Genomic DNA, 19,591 nt, shown 5'->3' with positions numbered 1-19,591 from the left:
TCTCGGCTTCGACGAAGCTCGTCAGTTTTCCGGCTGACGCGTCGCTCTAGCGAGCACGGGTCAGCTCCACGCCATCGACCACCATCTTCCACGCCCCCCACGGCATCGTTGCCTCACCGACTCGCTAGCACCTCCTTGCACTTGGCCGCGAAGGCGTTGAGATACGCACCCATCTCGCTCGCCAGCGCATCGGACCGATCGACATTCTGCAGGCTCATGTTCAGTGCGTAGACCGGAAGCCCGTCGAGCGCGATCGGCGTTGCGACGGCAAGAACGGCGGGTTGCCACGACACCGCACAATAGCCGTCCCGTTCGACGGAACTGATCGATCTCCTGACGTCCGCAAGCAGTGCCTTGGTGGCCGCAGCGCTGCGCCGCTTGAACAGTCTTAGCAATCGCTCGCGCTCAGCCCCGGCGACGCCGGCCAGATAGGCGCGACCGAGCGACGTCAACTCCATCGGCACCTGCTGCCCGGCGACCACGTTGCGCAGTGCCGCGCGGGGGCTGTAGCGGATCGATTCGAGATAGACCATCATGGTTCTATCCGCGGCAGCTAACCCCACGTTGAGCCGGCGCTTCGCCGATTCTGCCCGCATCATCGCGCCGATCGCGTTGAGCACGGGTGACCCTGTCCGCATCGCGTGGCCGACGCTGATGACGGACGCGGCAAGGCGGTAGCTCCGCTCCGCGCGGACTTCGTCGAGCATTCCGGAATTGACCAGGGTTCGTGTCAGACGGCTGACGGTCGATCGCGGCAATCCGCATCGTTCCGCAATCTCGCCGTTGCCCAGCGTGTCGACGCCGGGCCGGAAGGCCCTGAGGATTTCGATGCCCCTTTCGAGCGACCGGTTGCCGCCAACCCCGCCCGCATATCTGCGCGCCTGCGCCACGTCGAGCCTCCCAGCATTTCCACTAAGTGGAATTAGGGGGATGTTCCTGATGATGCAAGCCGATATAGGCACAGGGAAGGAAGAATGACCGGCCGCGGACGGCTCGACGAGGAAACGGCACGGCCTGAATCGGCATTCGGAAGCCTGCGCGGAGCCTGCCATGTCCTATCAGCTCATCGAATTTTCCGTCGACGCCGGTGTCGCGATGCTCGCATTCAACCGGCCGGAACGGCGCAACGCCATGAGCGATGAGATGCGCGCCGAGTTCGTCAGCGCGCTCGAAACCGTGTCCCGCGACAACGCGATCAAGGCTCTGGTGCTGACCGGCCGCGGCAACGCCTTCTGTGCCGGCGGGGACATCAGCGGAATGAAGCGCCGACTCGAGGCGCCGCAGGGCGACGTTGCATTCAACGGATGGAGCCGTCAGCAGGGCGTGCACCATGTGCAGTCGTTCCTGCTCGGCCTGCCGAAACCGACCATCGCCGCCGTCAACGGCGCCGCGGCCGGTCTCGGTGCGGATACCGCGCTGGCCTGCGACTTCGTCATGGCAACGGAGCGATCGAAATTCACCTGGTCCTACATCAAGCGAGGCTTGATACCCGACGGCGGCGGCCTGTATTTCCTGCCTCGCCGCGTTGGACTTCCCAAGGCCAAGGAGCTGATCTTCACCGGGCGTATGGTCGAGGCCGACGAAGCGCTCTCGCTCGGCATCGTCGATCGCAAGGTGGCTTCGGCAGAGCTCCTGACGGCTGCGCAGGCCTGGGCGGCCGAACTGGCTCAGGGGTCTCCCACCGCGCTGGCGTTGGGCAAGAAGATCCTGAACGAGACCTTCGAGCATTCCGCGCATGACGTCTTTAGTCTCGGCAGCCAGGCGCAGGCCATCTGCTACACCAGCGCGGAGCATCGGGACGCCGTGACAGCGTTCCTTGCGCAATCCTCGTCGAAGGGTTGAGCAATGGATGCGATCGAACGCCTGATCCGGCCGCGCAGCGTCGCGATCATCGGTGCATCGGCGGATCCAGGCAAGACGTCGGGGCGACCGGTCTCCTATCTCCAGAAGCACGGCTTTGCGGGTGAGATCTATCCCGTCAATCCGAAGGTCGCAGACATCGGCGGTCTGCGCTGCTACGCCGACATCGCTTCGCTGCCTGATGTGCCCGATGTCGGCATTGTCCTGCTCGGCGCGGAGCGCGCCCATGCCGCGGTGCGCGAATTGTCCGAGCGGGGCGCTGCGGCCGCGATCGTTCTTGCCAGCGGCTTCACCGAAACCGGCGCTGAAGGCGCCGAGCGCCAGAAGCAGCTGATGGAAGCCGCTGGCACCATGCGCCTTCTCGGGCCGAACACGATCGGCCTCGTCAACCTCACGGATAATATCGTGCTGTCGGCCTCCGGCGCGCTGGCGATGGATCATTTCCCGGCCGGCGCGATCGGGCTGGTCTCGCAAAGCGGGGGCATTCTCGGCGCCCTGTTGTCGCGCGCCGCGGCGCGTGGGGTAGGGCTGTCCAAGCTGGTGTCGACCAGCAACGAAGCCGATCTCGAACTTGCTGATTTCATCGATTTTCTTGCCGACGACAGCGCGACCAGGGTCATCGCGCTCTACATCGAGGCGATCCGCAATCCGGCGCGATTTCGCCAGGCGGTCCTCAAGGCGCGACGCGCCGGCAAGTCCGTCGTCGCCTTCAAGATCGGGCGATCGGAGGCGGGTGCGAAGGCGGCCGTCTCGCACACGGGAGCGCTTGCGGGCTCCGACCGCATGTACGACGCCTTGTTCAGGCAGCTCGGCGTGATCCGCGCGAAAACGTTTGATGACCTGCTCGACATTCCCGCAGCCCTTGCGGCGGGACGAAAGCTGTCCGGCCGGCGCGTGGCGATCCTGACCTCGACCGGCGGCGCCGGCACGATCGTCTCCGACAGTCTCGGCGTCGCCGGCTTTGCGACACCCGCTCCCGACACCGAGACGGCCGCGCAATTGCGCGCCTTGCAGTCGGGATCGCACGCCACGCTGGATCGCAATCCGATCGACGTGACACTGGCCGGGCTGCAGCCGGACCTGCTTCGCGCCGCGATCCGCATCCTGCTGGCAAGTCCTTCCTACGATGCGCTGACCATCATCGTCGGCTCGTCGGCCGTGGGATCGCCGACCTTGATGGCCGATGCCATCCACGACTGCCTGCCGATGAGCGACAAGCCCGTCATTGCCTATGTGAGTCCCTACGCGCCCGACGTGGTCTCCGTCCTCACCCGGCGAGGTGTCCCGGCCTATACGTCCGCCGAGAGCTGTGCCGGCGCGCTCGACGGGCTCTTGCAGGCCGGCATGCCGGAACAGGTCCAGACATCCGGTTCGATCGAGCCGGCGGTCGATGTCAGCGACGTCCCGGCGGGATCACTGGATGAGGCACAGGCCAAGGCCCTGTTCGCCCGCTTTGGCGTTCCGGTCGTGGCGGAGAAGGTGGTCGCAACATCAGGCGAAGCGGAACAGGCGGCACGCGGCTTCGATGGCCGGGTCGTGCTCAAGATTCTCTCGCGCGCGATTGCGCACAAGAGCGACGTCGGCGGCGTCGCGGTCAATTTGACCACTGATACGATCGGCGGCCGCCTGACCGTGATGGCGGAGGAGGTCGAGGAGCGGACCGGAAAGCGACCCGAACGGTTTCTGGTTCAGGAGATGATCTCGGGCGGCGTCGAGATCATCCTCGGGATGCATCGCGATCCCCTGGGCACCGCGGTCCTTCTCGGCATGGGCGGCGTCACCGCCGAACTGCTCAAGGACACGACGATGCGCCTGCTCCCTCCGGATGGCAGCCTCGGCATGGCCGAGGCTCGCGCGATGGCGCGCGATCTCGTCACGTGGCCCTTGCTGGACGGCTTTCGGGGCCGGCCGAAATGCGATGTCGAAGCGCTCGCAGCAACGATCGTCGCTTTCTCGGGCATGGTTGCGCAACTCGGCGACCGCCTCGCCGAGGCTGAAATCAACCCGGTGTTCGTATTGCCGGCGGGCCAGGGCGTGAAGGCGGCCGACGGATTGGTTGTTCTCAATGTCTGAACAAAATCGCATGGAGTTCCAGATGGCCATTGGCGAAATCATCAGTCACGACGGCGCTCGTGGGAAGGGTCTTGCCGTACGGCGTTGGCTGGACCTCGCCATCCTTGCCCTTGCCGTCATGCCGATGGCAGCAGGGCTGGGAGTTGCGCCGGCGCGCGCGGAATATCCAGAAAAGATCATCAAGATCGTGGTGCCCTTCGCGGCCGGTGGCGGGACCGACATCATCGCGCGAACGACGGCGCAGGACATCCAGACGGATCTCGGCAAATCCGTCATCATCGAGAACAAGCCGGGCGCCGGCACCATCATCGGAACCCAGACGGTCGCCACCAGCGAGCCCGACGGATACTCGCTGCTGATGGCGACCTTCGCCCACGCGGTCAACCCGAGCCTGTACAACAAGCTGCCGTTCGATCCGCACAAGGATTTCGCGGCGGTCTCGCTGATCGCGCGGTCCTTCAATATCGTCGTCGTCAACCCTGCATCCAAGATCAACTCGATCTCCGATCTGATCACTGAAGCCAAGGCCAATCCGGGCAAGCTCAATTTCGGCACGTTCGGTACCGGCACTTCGGCTCATCTCGCGGGCGAGCTGTTCAATGCGATGGCGAAGGTCAAGATGACGGCGGTGCCCTACAAGGGCGCGGCGCCTGCGATCAGCGATCTCCTGGGCGGGCAGATCGACGTGATGTTCACCACCGTGGCAAGCGCGGCCTCGCTGGTGGCTGCGGCCCAGCTCCGGGCGCTGGCGGTCACGTCCGCCGAGCGTTCGACCGCGTTTCCGCAACTGCCGCCCGTCGCCGAAGCGGGGGTGCCCGGCTATGCCGCAGAGTCGTGGTACGGATTGTACGCTCCGGCCAGGACACCCGCGCCCGTGATTGCCCGCCTGAATCGGGCGGTCGCAAAGGCCGTTCAGTCCGGCGGTTTCAAGCAACTGGAGGCAAACGAGGGCCTCATCATGGTTGGAAGCTCTCCGGAAGAGCTCGATCGCTATGTCGGGCAGGAGGAGGACCGCTGGCGCAAGCTGGTCCGGGACGTGAACATCGAGGTGCAATAAGTCGCTTTCGACCCTGACGTCGGCAAGAGATGGCCTGACTTGCGCAATGGGTCGGTCGATTGTCTCCATTGCCACCCGCGTGTCGGCCTCATGTGCGTCAAATCGCTTCGATCGCGTCCGTGTCAGGCTGCGATCCATCGCCTTGCGTGAATGCGCCTGCAGAGCGCGACGGCACGATCGCGCATCGCCATGCGTCGTCTCCTTAACGGATTGTTTACCGCGCCCCGCTCCCCCGCCGTAACCGCCGGTTAACCATGGATATTTACGGTGTAGCAAGCCTCCGGGCTGTGCCCGTCAGTTGATTTCGAGTCCAATTCCATGGCGTTCGGTAGAAGCGCATCTCCGCGAAGCATCGCCCCGACGGAGCCCGCGGCTTCGTGGGAAGCGCCGCGGGCTGCGACGGCGATGCCGGACGGCAGCGGACCTGCCCTGATCAAGGGATCGCTGACCGTGACCGGGGCGCTCTCGTTTCTGCGCGAGAACGGCCGGCGCATCCTGACGCTGGCGCTGGCGCTGTTCGCGCTGGGCGTCATCGTGCTGATGGTGCTGCCGGTCCGGTATGCCGCCACGGCGCTGGTCGTGGTCGATCCCCGCGAGCTGCGCGTGACCTCGGATCAGGACGTGCTGCCCGGCATCGGCCAGGATGCCGCCGCGCTCCAGAGCCAGATCGAGATCGCCAAATCGGACGGTTTTCTCCGGCCTCTGATCGAGAAGCTCAAGATCGCCGACGACGAGGATATCGCCGGTGGCCATACCGACATGACGCGCCTGCTCGAGAAATTCCGCAACCGTCTCGACATCTCCCGCCGCGGGCTCACCTACGTCATTGCCATCTCGTTCACCTCGAACAGCGCGGAGCGGGCGGCGTATTACGCCAATGCGATCGGCGATGCGTTCGTAGCGAGCCAGGGCCGCGTCCGCACCGACGCCACGGACGAGGCGGCTGACTGGCTCAAGGACCGGCTGAAGATACTGAACGAGCGCCTGCGCGCATCCGAAGACGCGGTCGCGGCCTTCAGGCTCGAGCACAAGATCCTCAATGCCGGCAAGGATTCCACCACCCAGCAATTGCGGGTGACCGATCTCAATCAGCAGGTCTCCGCCGCGCGTCTTCGCACCGAGGAGGCGAGGGCGCGTTACGAGCAGGTGCAGCGCGATCTCAAGGCCAATGTCGAAGGTCCGGTCAAGCAGGATCTCCTGAGCATGCTGCGCGCGCAACGCTCGACCCTGAACGACCAGATCGCGCAGAAGAAGGCGGTGTATGGCGAGCGCCATCCTGATCTTGCGATCTCCTACAGCCAGTTGGCTGACATCAACCGCCAGATCGAGGTCGAGCGGAAGAAGAACATCGACACCGCGAAGTCCGAATACGAGGCCCAGCTCGAGCAGCAAACCGCGCTGGAAAAGCAGCTCAAGGCGGTCGAGACCCAGATGCTGATCGACGGCCAGGCGCTCGTGAAGCTGCAGGACCTGCAGCGCGATGCCGATGCCAACAGGAACATCTACGAGCAGTTCTTGTCACGGTTCAAGACGACCAACGAGCAACGCCAGCTGCAGAGCTCCCAGACCAAGATCGTTTCGCCGGCGATTGCTCCGCTGCGCTCGACGCGTCCGCCGCTCGCCCTGCTGCTCGCCGCGCTCGCGATCGGCTCGCTGCTGACGTCGACCGCCACTGTCGCGGCGATGGGAAGCGTATCCGGCAGGCCCGATCCTGTTGAGGTTCCCGCTCAAACGCCCGCGCGTGCGAAGACTGAGGACACACAAGGCCGGCGGGTGCAACCTCCGGCGCCTGCCGCGCGCCGGCCCGAGGCGATGCCGAGCCTCGCGGTCTGGGCGCGCATTCCCGATCTGGCATCCGGAGCGGCTACCAACACGGTCTGGCAAAGGCCGATTGCAACGTCGGCCGAGCTCGATCTCGGCGCCTACTTGCGTCCGCTGCTCGAACGGATCGATCGCGCGCCGGTGCATGGCTGCAAGGTCGCGCTCGTGCTGTCGGTCGGCAAGAGCGCCGGCGGCAACACCGTGGCGCGCTCCCTGAATCGCGCGGCCGTGAGCCGCGGCATGATGAGCGTGCTGATCCGCCTGCAGCCGGAATTCGCAGGCAGCCAGCCTCCGGTGACCGAATGGCAGGATGGCTCGACCACGGCCGGACTTCAGTCGATCGACGAGCTGCTGGGTGCCGGCCGGAAAGCCGATGCGCGGCCCGAGGACGATATTCGCGCGGAGTTCGACCTGATCATCGTCCATGCCGGCAATCTTGCCCTGCAGCCCGACGCGATCGCGCTGGCCGCGCATGCAGACCTGATCGTCCCGGTGGTTCGCGCCGGCGAGCTCGGTTCGGCCGCGATGCGAAGGGTCACCGCTGCGCTGTCGAGATATGGCAGCGTGCCGACCGGCCTCGTCGTCAATCATGCGCCCGCGGGCTCGGCGGCGCCTCACCCCGATGGCGGCGCGCTCAGTCGGGCGGTTTGACGATGGCGAGGCCGTGCCGTCCTCTGCTCTCTGCTGCGATCCTGCTGTCGATACCGCTCGCGCCGGCGTCGGCCGACACCTGTGTTGCCGTGCCGCAGACTGTCGCGCCGGCGAGCCTTGCCGCGCTGTCACGCGGGTTCAATGCCGATGGCTGGATCAACGGCGAAAAATCCGCGCCTCCACCTCGCGAATTGCTCCAGCAGCTTCGCAAGGCCGGGATGAGCCATGTCCGGCTGCCGGTGCCCGCAGAGCGCGTGATGCTCCGCTTCGCCTCGACGGCGGGGCGCGACGAGACGTTGCGGGCGCTCCACGACGCGTTGAAGCAACTCACTTCGCTCGGCTATTCCGTCTCGGTCGATCTTCATCCCGGCGACCGCTTCAACCGTCTGCACAAGGACGATCCGGACGCGGCGATGCGCGAGATGCAGGATGCGTGGAGCGCGCTGGCGCAGGTCATCCGGTCCTATCCGGCCGATCGCGTCTTCGCCGAGCTGCTCAATGAGCCCGACGTCGAAGCCGACAGGTGGCAGCAGGAGGTCGAGGCGCTGGCCGCCTTCGTGCGCCGGTTGCTCCCCGCCACCACGCTCATTGTCGGCCCGGCCAACTGGCAGCGCGCGGACTCGCTGCCACGGTTTCGTCCGTTGCCGGATCCGAACGTTGTCTACGCCATCCACGTCTATGACCCCATGGTGTTCACCCATCAGGGCCACTGGGATGCGCAGGACCCGCTTCACGACATCCTGGATTTGCCCTACCCGATCAATGCAGGCGATCCCGCCGTCCAGGCGCTCCGCCGGGATTTGCAGGACAGGGGGGCGACGAAGGCGCTCGGCATGCTCGACACGGCGGTTGCGGCCGCCAGCGACAGGCCGGGCGTCGACGGCTGGCTTCAGCCCGCTGCCGCCTGGCAGCGGCAGTTCGCGCGGCCGATCATCGTCAACGAGTTTGGCGTGCTGAAAGCCGGCGCTCCCCGGGACAGCCGGTTGCGCTGGCTGGCGGCCGTGACCGCTTATGCCCGCGAGCATTGCTGGGGCTGGACGCATTGGGAGCTGGCGCAGGGATTCGGTCTCGTCGACAACAGCACGGGCAAGCCTGATCCCGACGTGATGCGGGCGTTGCTCGGCACGGCGAAGCCGGGCCGGCGCTGACCGGGTTCGCCATCGTTAACGAATCCTTACGCATCTCGGCGCTATCATGGCTTCGGCGCCAGACGACACCGCAAAGGACATCCATGAGTGGCGGGACCGCGCCGCAAGCAGTGCAGGCCGGCCTTCCCGCGCCGTCGCCTTCGCCGTTGCGCGAGCTGGTGCCGACCCTCTGCATCGCCGTCGCAACGATCGGCTTTGTTCCGATCTTGCACGTGGCCAGCCCCGTCCTGTCCCTGACCGTCGAGGTCCTGATCGCCATCGCCATCGTGGTTGCGGTTCCGACCTACGCGCCGGCCGTCGCGATCTTCGTCCTGTTGTTCCAGAACCTGTTCGTCTCGATCCTGTCGCCGCTGATTTCGGCCCCGTCCGATCTGGATTTCATCAAAGGCTACAATTTCCTCGTCTGCTCCGTGATGTGGCTGTCGACGTTCGGGCTCTACGTGTTCGGCCAAAGGAATCGGTCGGCGGAGACGAACCAGATCATGCGCTGGGGCGTCGCCACCCTCGCCGTGGTGGCGCTGTATTTCGCGATCGGCTTCGTCCAGAACGGACAGGCGGCGTCGGTGTACTTGCGCAATATCGTGCTGCCGCTGTTCCTGTTTCAGCTCTCGCTGCTGACGGCCGCGACCTACGAAGTGCGCGCCACGCCGTTCCTGGTGACGCTCGCGGTCGTCCTGATCCTCTGCGGCTATGTCGAGTTTGCGTTTCGCGACGTCTGGCTGGCCATCACCAACGGCTACACGTTCTGGGGCTTTGACGAGCTCAAGGCGACCCATTCGGGCGTCTGGGAGGCGGAGATGCGGGCGACCGGCAACGTGCCGGTCGACCTGAAGGACCGCTTCAGCTTCGACTTTCTCAACACGCCGCTGCTCGAAGGATTCGGCCTGTCGAAGATTCTGCGTATCCACGGGCCGAACATGAGCGCGATCAGCTTCGGCTACGGCATCGCGTTTTCCGGCCTGTTCCTGTTTTCGGTGGGGCGTCCGTTCCTCGGCCTCGCTGCGTTGCCTCTGCTGATCGTCTGCAGCGTCAAGGGCGCGCTCATCACGGTGATCTTCGTGATCGCGGCCTGGATCTCGACCCGTCTGCTCGGCGCCGTGGTGACGCTGTTGCTCGGCCTCGCGGGCTTGATGGTGTTCGCCGTCGCTGCGATCTATGTCGGCCTGCAGATCGGCGACTATCACGTCATCGGCCTCATGGGCGGCCTGAACGGATTTCTCGAAAAGCCGCTTGGCCGCGGTCTCGGGATCGGTGGAAACCTGTCGGACAGCTATTTCTCGATCGACTGGGGCGCCGCGCAGGCTGCCGGAACGATCGACGGCGCGGTTGAAAGCGCGGTCGGCGTGCTGATCTACCAGATGGGCATCGCCGCCCTCATGCCGCTCGGCTTCTATTTCGCGATGGCGCTCAAGGCCTGGCGCCTCTACGCGTCCTCGGGATTCCTGACGCAGGGTCTTGCCGGTTTCGGCGTCATGGTCGTGCTGCTCAACGGCATGTTCCAGGAAGAGGCCCTGTTCGCGCCGCCGGCGCTGGGGCTCATGCTCTCGCTCACCGGCCTCGTCATCGGCAACCAGATCAGGATGCAGACGGTCTCCGTCCCGGATGCCGGGCCGGAGCGGCTGACGCACTACCAGCCCGCGACATGAGCTCGGACTGCGAATCCCGGGGGCGGACGTTCGGATCGTGCCGAGCGCCACTCGTCATTTCGGCAGTCACGCGCTCTTCGGCCGAAACGCGACGATCGATCCGGTCGGCGCTTCGTGCATCGCCGCCTCGACCGCCCTCGCAAGCGCAGCCTGGTCGAAAGGCTTTGATAGACGTGGCAGGCTGGATCGCGTGTCGCTGGGAAGGTCCGCGTATCCCGAGCTCAGGAGGATGACCGTCCCGGGGCGTTCCGCAGCGACAGCGCTTGCAAGCTGCAGCCCAGTCGTGCCGGGCATGGAATAGTCGGTAACGATCAGGTCGATGGTCCGCGTGCGGCGGACCAGATCCAGCGCCTCCTCGCCCGAGCGCGCCTCGAGCACCGTGTGCCCAAGATCCTCCAGCATCACGGCCGTGTTCTCGAGCACCAGCAGATCGTCGTCGACGACGAGCACGACCAGCTGCCGGCTGGCCGGAGGTACGGGTGCCGGAGCCTCCGCGCGCAGGTCCGGGATCGCGGTCTCTTCGGCTATCGGCAGCCAGATGTCCGCTGTCGTACCCTCGCCGGGACGGCTCTTCAAGACGAGCCTGCCGCCGGACTGCTCGGCAAGTCCGTGGACCATCGACAGGCCGAGCCCGGTGCCTTTGCCGACGCCCTTGGTCGTAAAGAACGGCTCCTGAGCGTGCTTGAGAGTCTCATCGTCCATGCCGCAGCCCGTGTCGCTCACCGAGAGCGCAACATAGCCGCTGGCCGGAAGGCCGCAATCGTTCCGCTCCTCGCGAGCGGCGATGGTGATCAGGCCACCGTCCGGCATCGCATCACGCGCGTTGACCGCCAGGTTGAGGACAGCCAGTTCGAGCTGGTTCGCATCGACCGTTACCTTCGGCAGGTCGATCGGAAACCAGGTCTCGACACGAATTCCGGCCTCGAATTTCAACAGTGACGCCATGCCATGCACCAGCTCGCGGACATCGACGACCGCCGGCCTGAGGTCCTGCTTACGCGCGAAAGCAAGCATGCGCTGGGTCAGGGAAGCGCCCCGCTGCGCGCCTTGCATCGCGTTGTCCACCAGGCGCTGGATCCTCGGATCGCCCGGCGGCAGGCGCTTCTTCAAAAGCTCGAGGCTGCCGAGAACGGCCGCGAGCAAATTGTTGAAATCGTGCGCCACGCCGCCGGTCAGCTGGCCGATGGTCTCCATCTTCTGCGACATCATCAGTGCTTCGCGCGCCCGATCCAGTGCTTCCTGCGCCCGTCTCTTCTCGCTGACGTCGCGCACGATCTTCGCAAAGCCGGCGATGGCGCCGCTTTCGTTCCGGATCGCGACGATGGTGGTCTCCGCCCAGAATCGGCTGCCGTCCTTGCGGACGCGCCAGCCCTCGATGGCGGACTTCCCGTTCCGCTCGGCTTCGACCAGCGCGCGCGCGGGTGCCCCGGCCGCACAATCTTCCTCGCTATGAAAGATCGTGTAGCTCGTTCCCACGATGTCGTCGCCATAGCCCATCAGCCGGCGCGCGCCGAGATTCCAGTTGCCCACGCGCCCATCCGGATCGAGCATGAAGATGGCGTGGTCGGCGATACCCTCCACAAGGAGGCGAAAGCGTTCTTCGCTGTGCCTCAGTGCGTCGGCCTCGCGTTGGGAGCGCTCCGCGGACGCCCTGTCATAGAGGGCGGCGGCGATCCCGATGCTCAGGATCAAGATGGTGATGCCGGCGAGCACGAAGGCGAGCGGCGCCTGACCGACGCCGAGATGTCCTGCCTGCCCTGCCACCGGAATCGTCGGCAGGAACATGGCGCCTTCCATCGCGGCGTAGTGCATGCCGGAGATCGCAAGGCCCATCACGAGACCCGCGAACAGCCGCTGGACCGCGCTGGTGTTGCGAAAAGCGAGCCAGAGCGCCACGACCGAGGCGCTGATCGCGATCACGATCGAGAGCACGACCCAACGGGGATCGTACTCCAGGAAGGCCGGCATTCGCATCGCGGCCATGCCGGTATAGTGCATGCCGGCGATACCGAGTCCCATCGCGAAGCCCGATGCGAGCAGAGCCTGCGGGCGCCGTCCGACAACGGCAAAGGCGGCAGCGGCGACGACAATGGGAATGACGAGCGAGAGGAAGGTCAGGAATGGATCGTATGAGATCTCGATTCCGGGCAGGCTGAAGGCCAGCATGCCGACAAAATGCATGGACCAGATGCCACCGCCCATGGCGATCGCAGCGGCGACCAGCCAGGACCGGCGAGCCCGCCCCGAAGCTGCTCGCATCCGTGTCGCCAAGTCCAGCGCCGTATAGGACGCGAGTGCCGCGATCAAAATCGATAGCGCGACCAGAACAGGATCGTGAAAAGCCGTGTGGTGATGCATTTCGGCTGACGCTAGCCGAACTTACGTTCGCGTTCGCGGTCCCGCAAATTGGTCTCCCCCAAGGACGCCGAAATCATCTTCGGCACCAGGATTGTTCCCACCAGACGTGACCGTGCCGATGATGGCCGCGGCATCCGTACGCTTTGTCGGTCGAGAATCAGTTGAGAAGGGTACCAGCGAGCACCGTGTACGCAAGATGGCGGCGAGCTGGCGGGTTCCCGCACAAGGTGCCGGGGCCTCGGTTCGATATCTTCGAGCCGACCTCGCGCCCGGGCGCCGCATGCAAGCTCACCTGTAATCGGCTTCACACGCAAACGCGTTCGATAACGCTGGATGAAACCGGCCGCGCCTGCGCGCGCACCGGGAATCATCGAACTGTCATGGCTTCGTCATTTGCGCTCTATCGATCGCTGCTCCCTTCGCCGCGCATCGTGGAGGCTGATATGCATCTGATTGAGACAATTTCGTCCGACCGGCGGTCGGTCCTGAAGGGACTTGCCGCCGCGGCCGCCGCGTCCCTGGCGGCACCGGCCATCGCCGCCGACGGCCTGCCGGCGCCGCCGACCGGACCGGCAGCCGCCATCGCCACCGACAAGGCCTATTGGACGGCGGTGAAGGGGCTCTATGCCGTGACACCGGATGTCGTCAATCTGGAGAACGGCTTTTGGGGCATCATGGCCGAGCCGGTGCGGCGCGAATTCATTCGACAGTCCGACATGATCAACTATCAGAACACCTACTACGCCCGGCAGCGCGCGGGTGCGGATTTCGAGGTGGTGCGCGCCAAGGTGGCACAGGCGGTCGGCGCGGCGCCCGAGGAGATCGCGCTGACCCGCGGCGCGACCGAAGCGCTGCAACTCCTCATCGGCGGCTACAACAGGCTGAAGCCGGGCGACAGCGTGCTCTATGCCGATCTCGACTACGATTCGATGCAATATGCGATGAACGCGCTGAAGGCGCGCCGCGGTGTCGACGTGGTCAAGTTCGATGTGCCGGAGCCGGCCACGCGCCAAGCGGTGCTCGACGCCTATGCCCGCGCCATCGAGGCGAACCCGAAGACGAGACTTCTGCTCCTGACCCATGTCAGCCACCGCACCGGCTTCGTGATGCCGATCGCGGAGATCTCCCGCATGGCGAAGGCCGAGGGCATCGACACCATCGTCGACGCCGCGCATTCCTGGGGACAGATCGATTTTCGGGTCAGTGACCTCGAGGCCGATTTCGTCGGCTTCAATCTGCACAAATGGATCGGCGCGCCGCTCGGCGTGGGCTTCCTCTACATCCGGAAGGACCGCCTCGCCGCCATCGACCGCGACATGGGCGACGAGGACTTTGCGGAAACCGATATCCGCTCGCGGGTTCATACCGGCACGGTCAATTTCGCCACGGTGCTGACGGTGCCCGCGGCCCTGTCGCTGCATCAGCAGATCGGCGCCGCGGCAAAGCAGGCCCGCCTGCGCCATTTGCGCGACTATTGGGTCAGCCGCGCCCGCGGATTCAAGGACATCGAGATCCTGACGCCGGATGAAGCCGGCTCATACGGCGCGATCACCTCTTTCCGCCTCGCCGGCAAGACCAGCAAGGCCGACAACGAGGCTATCGTGGCGAAGCTGCGCGACAGCCACAAGGTCATGACGGTGCGCCGGGCCGGCGTCGCCAGGGGCCAGTGTATCCGCGTGACGCCGGCGCTCTACACCGACGAGGCCGATCTCGACCGCTTCGTCGAGGCGCTCGCCGTCATCACGGGGACCAAGACAGGGTGAACCCGCGCGCGGCGGGTGCCTGTTGCCGTTCGTCTCACCGCCACCCGAGCGCCGGCGACGTAGTCCGTAGCTCACCAGCCAAGGGTCACCCAAGCCTGCGCCTTTTTCCGCCATTCCTCGTCGAAGCGGGCCGCGATGTCCTTTGCCGCGTCCTGCGAGAGAAGCTGCTCGATAGCGGATGTCTCGATGTCGCCAATATCGGGAACGCTGGTGTACCCGAGATTGGCAAGCCGCTTTGGCAAAGGGCGGGTGCGTCGCGTCCGGATCGTGCTCGCGCGTCAGGCCGGCGACGGCAGCCGCGGTCATCGGCTCAGGCGCCCTGATGTGCCCGAGCTGCGTGAACACGCGCTCGAAGGGCGGGCGTGGTGCTTTGATGGCGCCCAGCATTTCCTTCTCCAAAGGGGCGTAGATGAGATCGGTGAGACGCGTTCCGCACGCCTCCATCAGGACCAGCGCCCGCGCCATCTCGGCGCGGCCAACCTGTTCGGCGGCGCCGAGGTCGGCGTGAAGCTCGTTCTCTCGCGAGAGGGTGCGATATTCCCTGTCGAGCCATTCGAGCATGGAGTGGAGCAGGGCCCGGGCAATGCGTCCCGTGATGGTCTGGTCCGGATCGGCGTAGAACAGCACGTTCTCGGAGGCCGCGATGAAATCCGCAAGGTTGATGCTTCCCGAGGTATGCCGAAGCCGGGCATGGGCCACTTCATGGGCAATGACCGCGCGAACTGCACGCTCATCCAGGATGATCAGCAGTGGCAGGCCGACGATCATCGTGATCTGCCGTCCGAACAGCCCGGCATATCGGCTGACCTCGCCGATTGATGCGTTGAATTTGGTGTCGACCCGCAGGCTGCGATTCGATCGGACGAAGCCATGGTCGAGCTCCTTCCACGCCGCCCAGAGGCCTGGGGCAGTCTCCTCGCTCGCCTCGAAACTGCGATGCTTTGGCGCGGGCAGGAGCAGCAGGCCGATTGCGACCGCCACCGCAGCCGCGAATATGGAGAACACGATTGGTGCGGTCGCCAGCGTCGCGACCGTGTAGCGATCCATTGCCATCAGCCAGACAGCCAGCATCACGCAGGCCAGTGCCACCACCGGAAGAACGGCGTAGCGGCCAAGACGCAGGATGATCGTCAGGGCAAGGCGTCTCATCCGCACTCCGACGACGGAATGACTCGAATCACGCCTTGCCGCACGAGCCGTTGCTCTGATGCAGGCTGGCGACGTCCGCGCGACCCTGGTCCTCGGTGACCTGGATCAGCGTGATCGCGCCTGGTGTCACGATCCCCATCTGCAGCTGGGCGGAGAGATAGGTCGTGCTGCCGGCGCGCAGATCGACGCTCACCTTCTCGCTGCCCTGTCCGAACAGATTGGTGCTCAGCGGCAGATTGTTGACGGCGACCTCGTGGCGGCCCGGAGGCAGCTCGCACGCCACGAATCCTGCCGCCTGGCTGCCGCCAATCACGCGCCCGTCCACCGCATAATTGGGCTGAACCGCAAATCCCAGCGCAGACGTCCGATAGACCACAAGCCGTGCAGTATTTGACTTGACGTTGTCAGTGAGAGCCGCACTGCCCATCGGCCCCGATGCGCAGCCCGCAAGAAACGCGGCCACAACAAGAGCCCCCAGATGACCACCACGCATTTTCGCCCCTGATGAATTCCAAATCCCCAGCGGCATAATTGTCAGGGTGGTGACTGAAGTCAATCGCGACTTCAGGTCGTACGAGGGCGGCTCGCGTCGGTGTCAGCTTGGCTTTGCCCTTCCCGTCACCGCCACCCGAGCGCCGGCGCGACGTACTTCAAGATCGCCTCGATCGCATGCGCGCAATAGTCCACGCCGAGCTGGTTCGGGATCGTGAGCAGCAGCGTGTCGGCCTCGACGATCGCCTCGTCCTGGCGCAGCTGTTCGATCAACGCATCCGGCTCGGCCGCGTAACTCCGGCCGAAGATCGCGCGGGTGCGCGGGTCGATGAAGCCGATCTGGTCTTCGCCGCCACGCTCGCCGCCGAAATAGGCGCGGTCGCGATCGTCCATCAGTGCGAAGATGCTGCGGCTGACCGACACGCGCGGCTCGCGGGCGTGGCCGGCTTCCTTCCAGGCGGCGCGATAGGCGCGGATCTGGGCGGCTTGCTGAATGTGAAAAGCCTCGCCGGTCTCGTCGTTCTTCAGTGTCGAGCTCTGCAATTCATGCCGTGCTGCGCGGCCCACACCGCAGTCGCGTTCGAACCGGCGCCCCACCAGATCCGTTCACGCAGGCCTTCGGAATGAGGCTCGAGGCGCAGCAGCCCCGGCGGGTTTGGAAACATCGGCTGCGGATTGGGTTTTGCAAAGCCCTCGCCGCGCAGCAGGTCCAGAAAGACCTCCGCGTGCCGACGGCCCATGTCAGCGTCGCTCTGGCCCTCGGCCGGCTGGTACCCAAAATAGCGCCAGCCATCGATCACCTGCTCGGGCGAACCGCGGCTGATGCCGAGCTGGAGCCGTCCGCCGGCGATGAGATCGGCGGAGCCCGCGTCCTCCACCATGTAGAGCGGGTTTTCGTAGCGCATGTCGATCACGGCCGTGCCGATCTCGATCCTGCTGGTCCTGGCGCCAACGGCGGCAAGCAGCGGGAAAGGCGAGGCGAGCTGGCGCGCGAAGTGATGCACGCGGAAATACGCGCCGTCCGCTCCCAGCTGTTCAGCCGCAACCGCAAGCTCGATCGATTGCAGCAGCGTGTCGCCGGCCGAGCGCGTCTGCGATTGCGGCGAGGGCGTCCAGTGTCCGAAGGAGAGGAATCCGATCTTTTTCATGCGGACAACATATGGATGACCGGAAGAGTTTGCGACATCTCGGTCCGAGGAATGATGGCAACATGGGGAGACAGCAGCATTGCTGTCCCCGCAAGATTGCACGCCCAGTTCATCCAATATTCAGCCAATCGGCGCAATATCCGAAGATCTCAGACGGCGGAACGCCGCCTTGAAATCGGTGCCAGGATCACTTAGGTTTTTGCTGTGCAGCACGGCTTTGTCCAACGCCTTCGTCGACTCGCCAGAACAGCCATGTTCGTGGCGATGTCGGCGTTTGTGCTCCAGGTGGCCCTGATTTCCATCTCGCAGGCGAAGGCGGCCGTTGGTGCCATGCCGGCACCTTCCGTTACGTTGAGCGGTTCCCTGCATTTCCACGATCAGTTGGCAGGTCACGTGCACTCCCACGGAGACGGCGCCGAAGGCCACGTCCATGAGGGGCCGGACCACGATGATGACGAGGGTACTCCAAGCCTGGCTTGGAACATATTCGGCATCTCGATTGCATCACCGCAGTTCATTACCCTGCTCAGCCCGTTTGAGGTGCTGATCCCGGTTGAGCTGCCGGTTGCGCGAGCCATTGTCGGCGTAAGGCCCGACGAACTCACCCGGCCACCAAGTACCTTCAGCATCGCGTAATCCCGGCGGCCCCTTTGGCCGCCGACCTTTCGCATGTCTGAAGGAATTTTCCATGTTGATGAATCAGCGCTGCCCGAAAGGGCGGCTCACAACAGTTGGCCAAAAACGACTTGGCCCAGCGAGGCTCGGTCTTGCCAGTATTTGTTGTCTGGCAAGCCTGTTCTTTGGCCTATCGGGCGCCCTTGCCCATGAGGGGCACGATCACGGCGACGCTGAACAAGCGGCCGTGGTGTCGTCAGCCTATCCAAGGGTTGCGGCGCGGTCCGAACTCTACGAGATCGTCGGCATTTTGAAAGACGGCAAGCTTTCCGTCTTCATTGACGATCCCGTCACGAACGAACCGGTGTCGGATGCAGCCTTGCAGGTCACGATTGGCGATTCCGCCCCGATCGAGGCCGCCAAAACGGATGAGGGCGTTTACACGGCGATCGTTCCGAATGGCACGCCGACGGAATCGGTGGAAGTCATATTCTCGATCAGCGCCAAGAAGGGAAACGATCTGCTGGTGGACTCGCTGGTGCCGACACGTGCCGGCAATGTGCCGCCGCCGGAGCAGAAGCAAGAGCAGGGCTGGCTCTTCTCAAGCCGAACCGTCGTTGTGGCCTCCGCACTTGCTGCTGTGGGGCTCGGCCTTCTCTTCGGCTATTGGAGGCGGCGTGGTCGCAGCATGGCCGCTTCCGTCTCGGCGACGATGGCAGGCGCATTTGTCATTCTCGCCGCCATCGCGTTCGGCGAAGGTCGAACCAACGCAAGGCAGGCAAATCCGCCGGATGTCCCGGCCCTGAGCGATGCCCCGCGACGTCTGCAAGACGGCACCGTCTTCGCGGCCAAGCCGACGCAGCGGCTGCTTGATGTGCGGACCGCCGCCGCCGAGCCGCAGACCATTCGTCCCGCCATCACGCTGATCGGCCGCGTCATCGCGGATCCCAACCGCAGCAGCATCGTGCAGAGCGTCTATGGGGGGCGCGTCGTTCCGGGCAGCGGCGGCATACCCCGGATCGGCCAAACCGTCAGCAAGGGCGATCTGCTCATCCAGATCGAGCCGCATCTGCCGATTGCGGACCGCACCACGATCCTCGAGAAGGTCGGCGAGATCGAACAGTTGACGGCGATCACCGAAAACAAGCTGCGGCGTCTGCGTCCGCTGGCCGAGCGGGGCGCTGTGCCGCAAGGGCAGGTCAACGACCTCGAAAGCGAATTGGAGGGCCTGCGGGCGCGCCGCGAAACCGTTCGAAATTCCCGCACGGGCTTCGAGGAATTGCGCGCATCGACCGATGGCGTCATCACCTCAGCCAAGGTCGTGGCGGGCCAGGTCATTCAGCCCCAGGACGTCCTGTTCCAGATCGCCGATCCCAAGAGCCTCTGGGTCGAAGCGTTGGCCTATGACGACCTGGGTTTGAAGGAACCTGAAGCTGCGACGGCGGTGGCGCCGAATGGCCAGCCGATGGCGCTCTCCTTTGTCGGAACGAGCCGGGCGTTGCGACAGCATGCATCCGTCGTTCAGTTTGCCATGCCGGAGCCACCGACAGGTCTCAACATCGGTCAGCCGCTCAACGTGATGGTCCAGAGCGGCGCACCGGTGGCCGGCCTGATCTTTCCTCGCAATGCGATTGTTCGCAGCGCCAGCGGCGAGAATATCGTCTGGCTGCACCCGGAGCCCGAACGCTTCGAGCCAAGACCGGTTCGCGTGCTGCCGGTCGATGCGACGCGCGTGATCGTGGCCGCCGGTATCAACGAGGGCGAACGCATCGTCGTTCGCGGGACCGACCTCATCAATCAGATCCGGTAA

General features: G+C 65.1%; 12 protein-coding genes and 2 pseudogenes. 9 read left to right on the top strand and 5 right to left on the bottom strand.

Features of this window, described 5'->3' with window-relative positions; all coding sequences use genetic code 11:
- Positions 1–113: 113 nt before the first annotated feature.
- Positions 114–890 carry an IclR family transcriptional regulator gene (locus tag QSV46_RS08295; protein ID WP_314949053.1) on the bottom strand — a complete coding sequence of 259 codons (777 nt, stop codon included), beginning with the start codon at positions 888–890 and terminating at the stop codon, positions 114–116.
- Between the two features lie 160 nt (positions 891–1,050).
- On the opposite strand from QSV46_RS08295, the gene QSV46_RS08290 reads away from it, so the two are divergent.
- The 6 genes from QSV46_RS08290 to QSV46_RS08265 all read left to right on the top strand — a co-directional run bounded on the left by QSV46_RS08290 (position 1,051) and on the right by QSV46_RS08265 (position 10,256).
- Positions 1,051–1,842 carry an enoyl-CoA hydratase/isomerase family protein gene (locus QSV46_RS08290; protein ID WP_314949051.1) on the top strand — a complete coding sequence of 264 codons (792 nt, stop codon included), beginning with the start codon at positions 1,051–1,053 and terminating at the stop codon, positions 1,840–1,842.
- A gap of 3 nt (positions 1,843–1,845) precedes the next feature.
- Positions 1,846–3,933, top strand: coding sequence for an acetate--CoA ligase family protein (locus QSV46_RS08285; RefSeq protein ID WP_314949050.1), 2,088 nt, complete (start codon positions 1,846–1,848; stop codon positions 3,931–3,933).
- 22 nt (positions 3,934–3,955) lie between these two features.
- Positions 3,956–4,990 carry a tripartite tricarboxylate transporter substrate binding protein gene (locus QSV46_RS08280; protein WP_314949049.1) on the top strand — a complete coding sequence of 345 codons (1,035 nt, stop codon included), beginning with the start codon at positions 3,956–3,958 and terminating at the stop codon, positions 4,988–4,990.
- Positions 4,991–5,308: 318 nt separating this feature from the next.
- Positions 5,309–7,462 (top strand): GumC family protein, encoded by a 2,154-nt coding sequence (locus tag QSV46_RS08275; protein ID WP_314949047.1) that lies wholly within the window; start codon positions 5,309–5,311, stop codon positions 7,460–7,462.
- Positions 7,463–7,464: 2 nt separating this feature from the next.
- A complete protein-coding gene (locus QSV46_RS08270; protein WP_314949045.1) occupies positions 7,465–8,610 on the top strand; it encodes a glycoside hydrolase family 5 protein in 1,146 nt (381 codons plus the stop codon).
- An 83-nt stretch (positions 8,611–8,693) separates the two neighbouring features.
- Positions 8,694–10,256, top strand: coding sequence for a hypothetical protein (locus QSV46_RS08265; protein ID WP_314949043.1), 1,563 nt, complete (start codon positions 8,694–8,696; stop codon positions 10,254–10,256).
- Between the two features lie 66 nt (positions 10,257–10,322).
- Here the strand turns inward: QSV46_RS08265 and QSV46_RS08260 are convergent, their stop codons facing one another.
- Positions 10,323–12,614 (bottom strand): MHYT domain-containing protein, encoded by a 2,292-nt coding sequence (locus QSV46_RS08260; RefSeq protein WP_314949041.1) that lies wholly within the window; start codon positions 12,612–12,614, stop codon positions 10,323–10,325.
- A 443-nt stretch (positions 12,615–13,057) separates the two neighbouring features.
- Here QSV46_RS08260 and QSV46_RS08255 point away from each other — a divergent pair, with 443 nt between their 5' ends.
- Positions 13,058–14,377, top strand: a complete 1,320-nt coding sequence (locus tag QSV46_RS08255; RefSeq protein ID WP_314949039.1) for an aminotransferase class V-fold PLP-dependent enzyme — start codon at positions 13,058–13,060, stop codon at positions 14,375–14,377.
- A 504-nt stretch (positions 14,378–14,881) separates the two neighbouring features.
- Here QSV46_RS08255 and QSV46_RS08250 read toward each other — a convergent pair.
- From QSV46_RS08250 to QSV46_RS08240, 3 genes and pseudogenes are all read right to left on the bottom strand, one after another.
- Positions 14,882–15,145: pseudogene (locus tag QSV46_RS08250) on the bottom strand (M48 family metalloprotease); the annotation flags it as partial.
- Positions 15,146–15,554: 409 nt separating this feature from the next.
- A complete protein-coding gene (locus QSV46_RS08245; protein WP_314949035.1) occupies positions 15,555–16,082 on the bottom strand; it encodes a DUF2846 domain-containing protein in 528 nt (175 codons plus the stop codon).
- A gap of 62 nt (positions 16,083–16,144) precedes the next feature.
- Positions 16,145–17,166: pseudogene (locus QSV46_RS08240) on the bottom strand (LLM class flavin-dependent oxidoreductase).
- A 252-nt stretch (positions 17,167–17,418) separates the two neighbouring features.
- On the opposite strand from QSV46_RS08240, the gene QSV46_RS08235 reads away from it, so the two are divergent.
- Positions 17,419–17,802, top strand: coding sequence for a hypothetical protein (locus tag QSV46_RS08235; RefSeq protein WP_314949032.1), 384 nt, complete (start codon positions 17,419–17,421; stop codon positions 17,800–17,802).
- Positions 17,803–17,860: 58 nt separating this feature from the next.
- Positions 17,861–19,591: an efflux RND transporter periplasmic adaptor subunit gene (locus tag QSV46_RS08230; protein WP_314949031.1), complete on the top strand. Its 1,731-nt coding sequence runs from the start codon at positions 17,861–17,863 to the stop codon at positions 19,589–19,591.

This window comes from Bradyrhizobium cosmicum (assembly GCF_032290525.1).
Classification (GTDB): domain Bacteria; phylum Pseudomonadota; class Alphaproteobacteria; order Rhizobiales; family Xanthobacteraceae; genus Bradyrhizobium; species Bradyrhizobium cosmicum_A.
The sequence above is the reverse complement of the archived record's forward strand: the minus strand, read 5'-3'. Positions and strand labels throughout refer to the sequence as shown.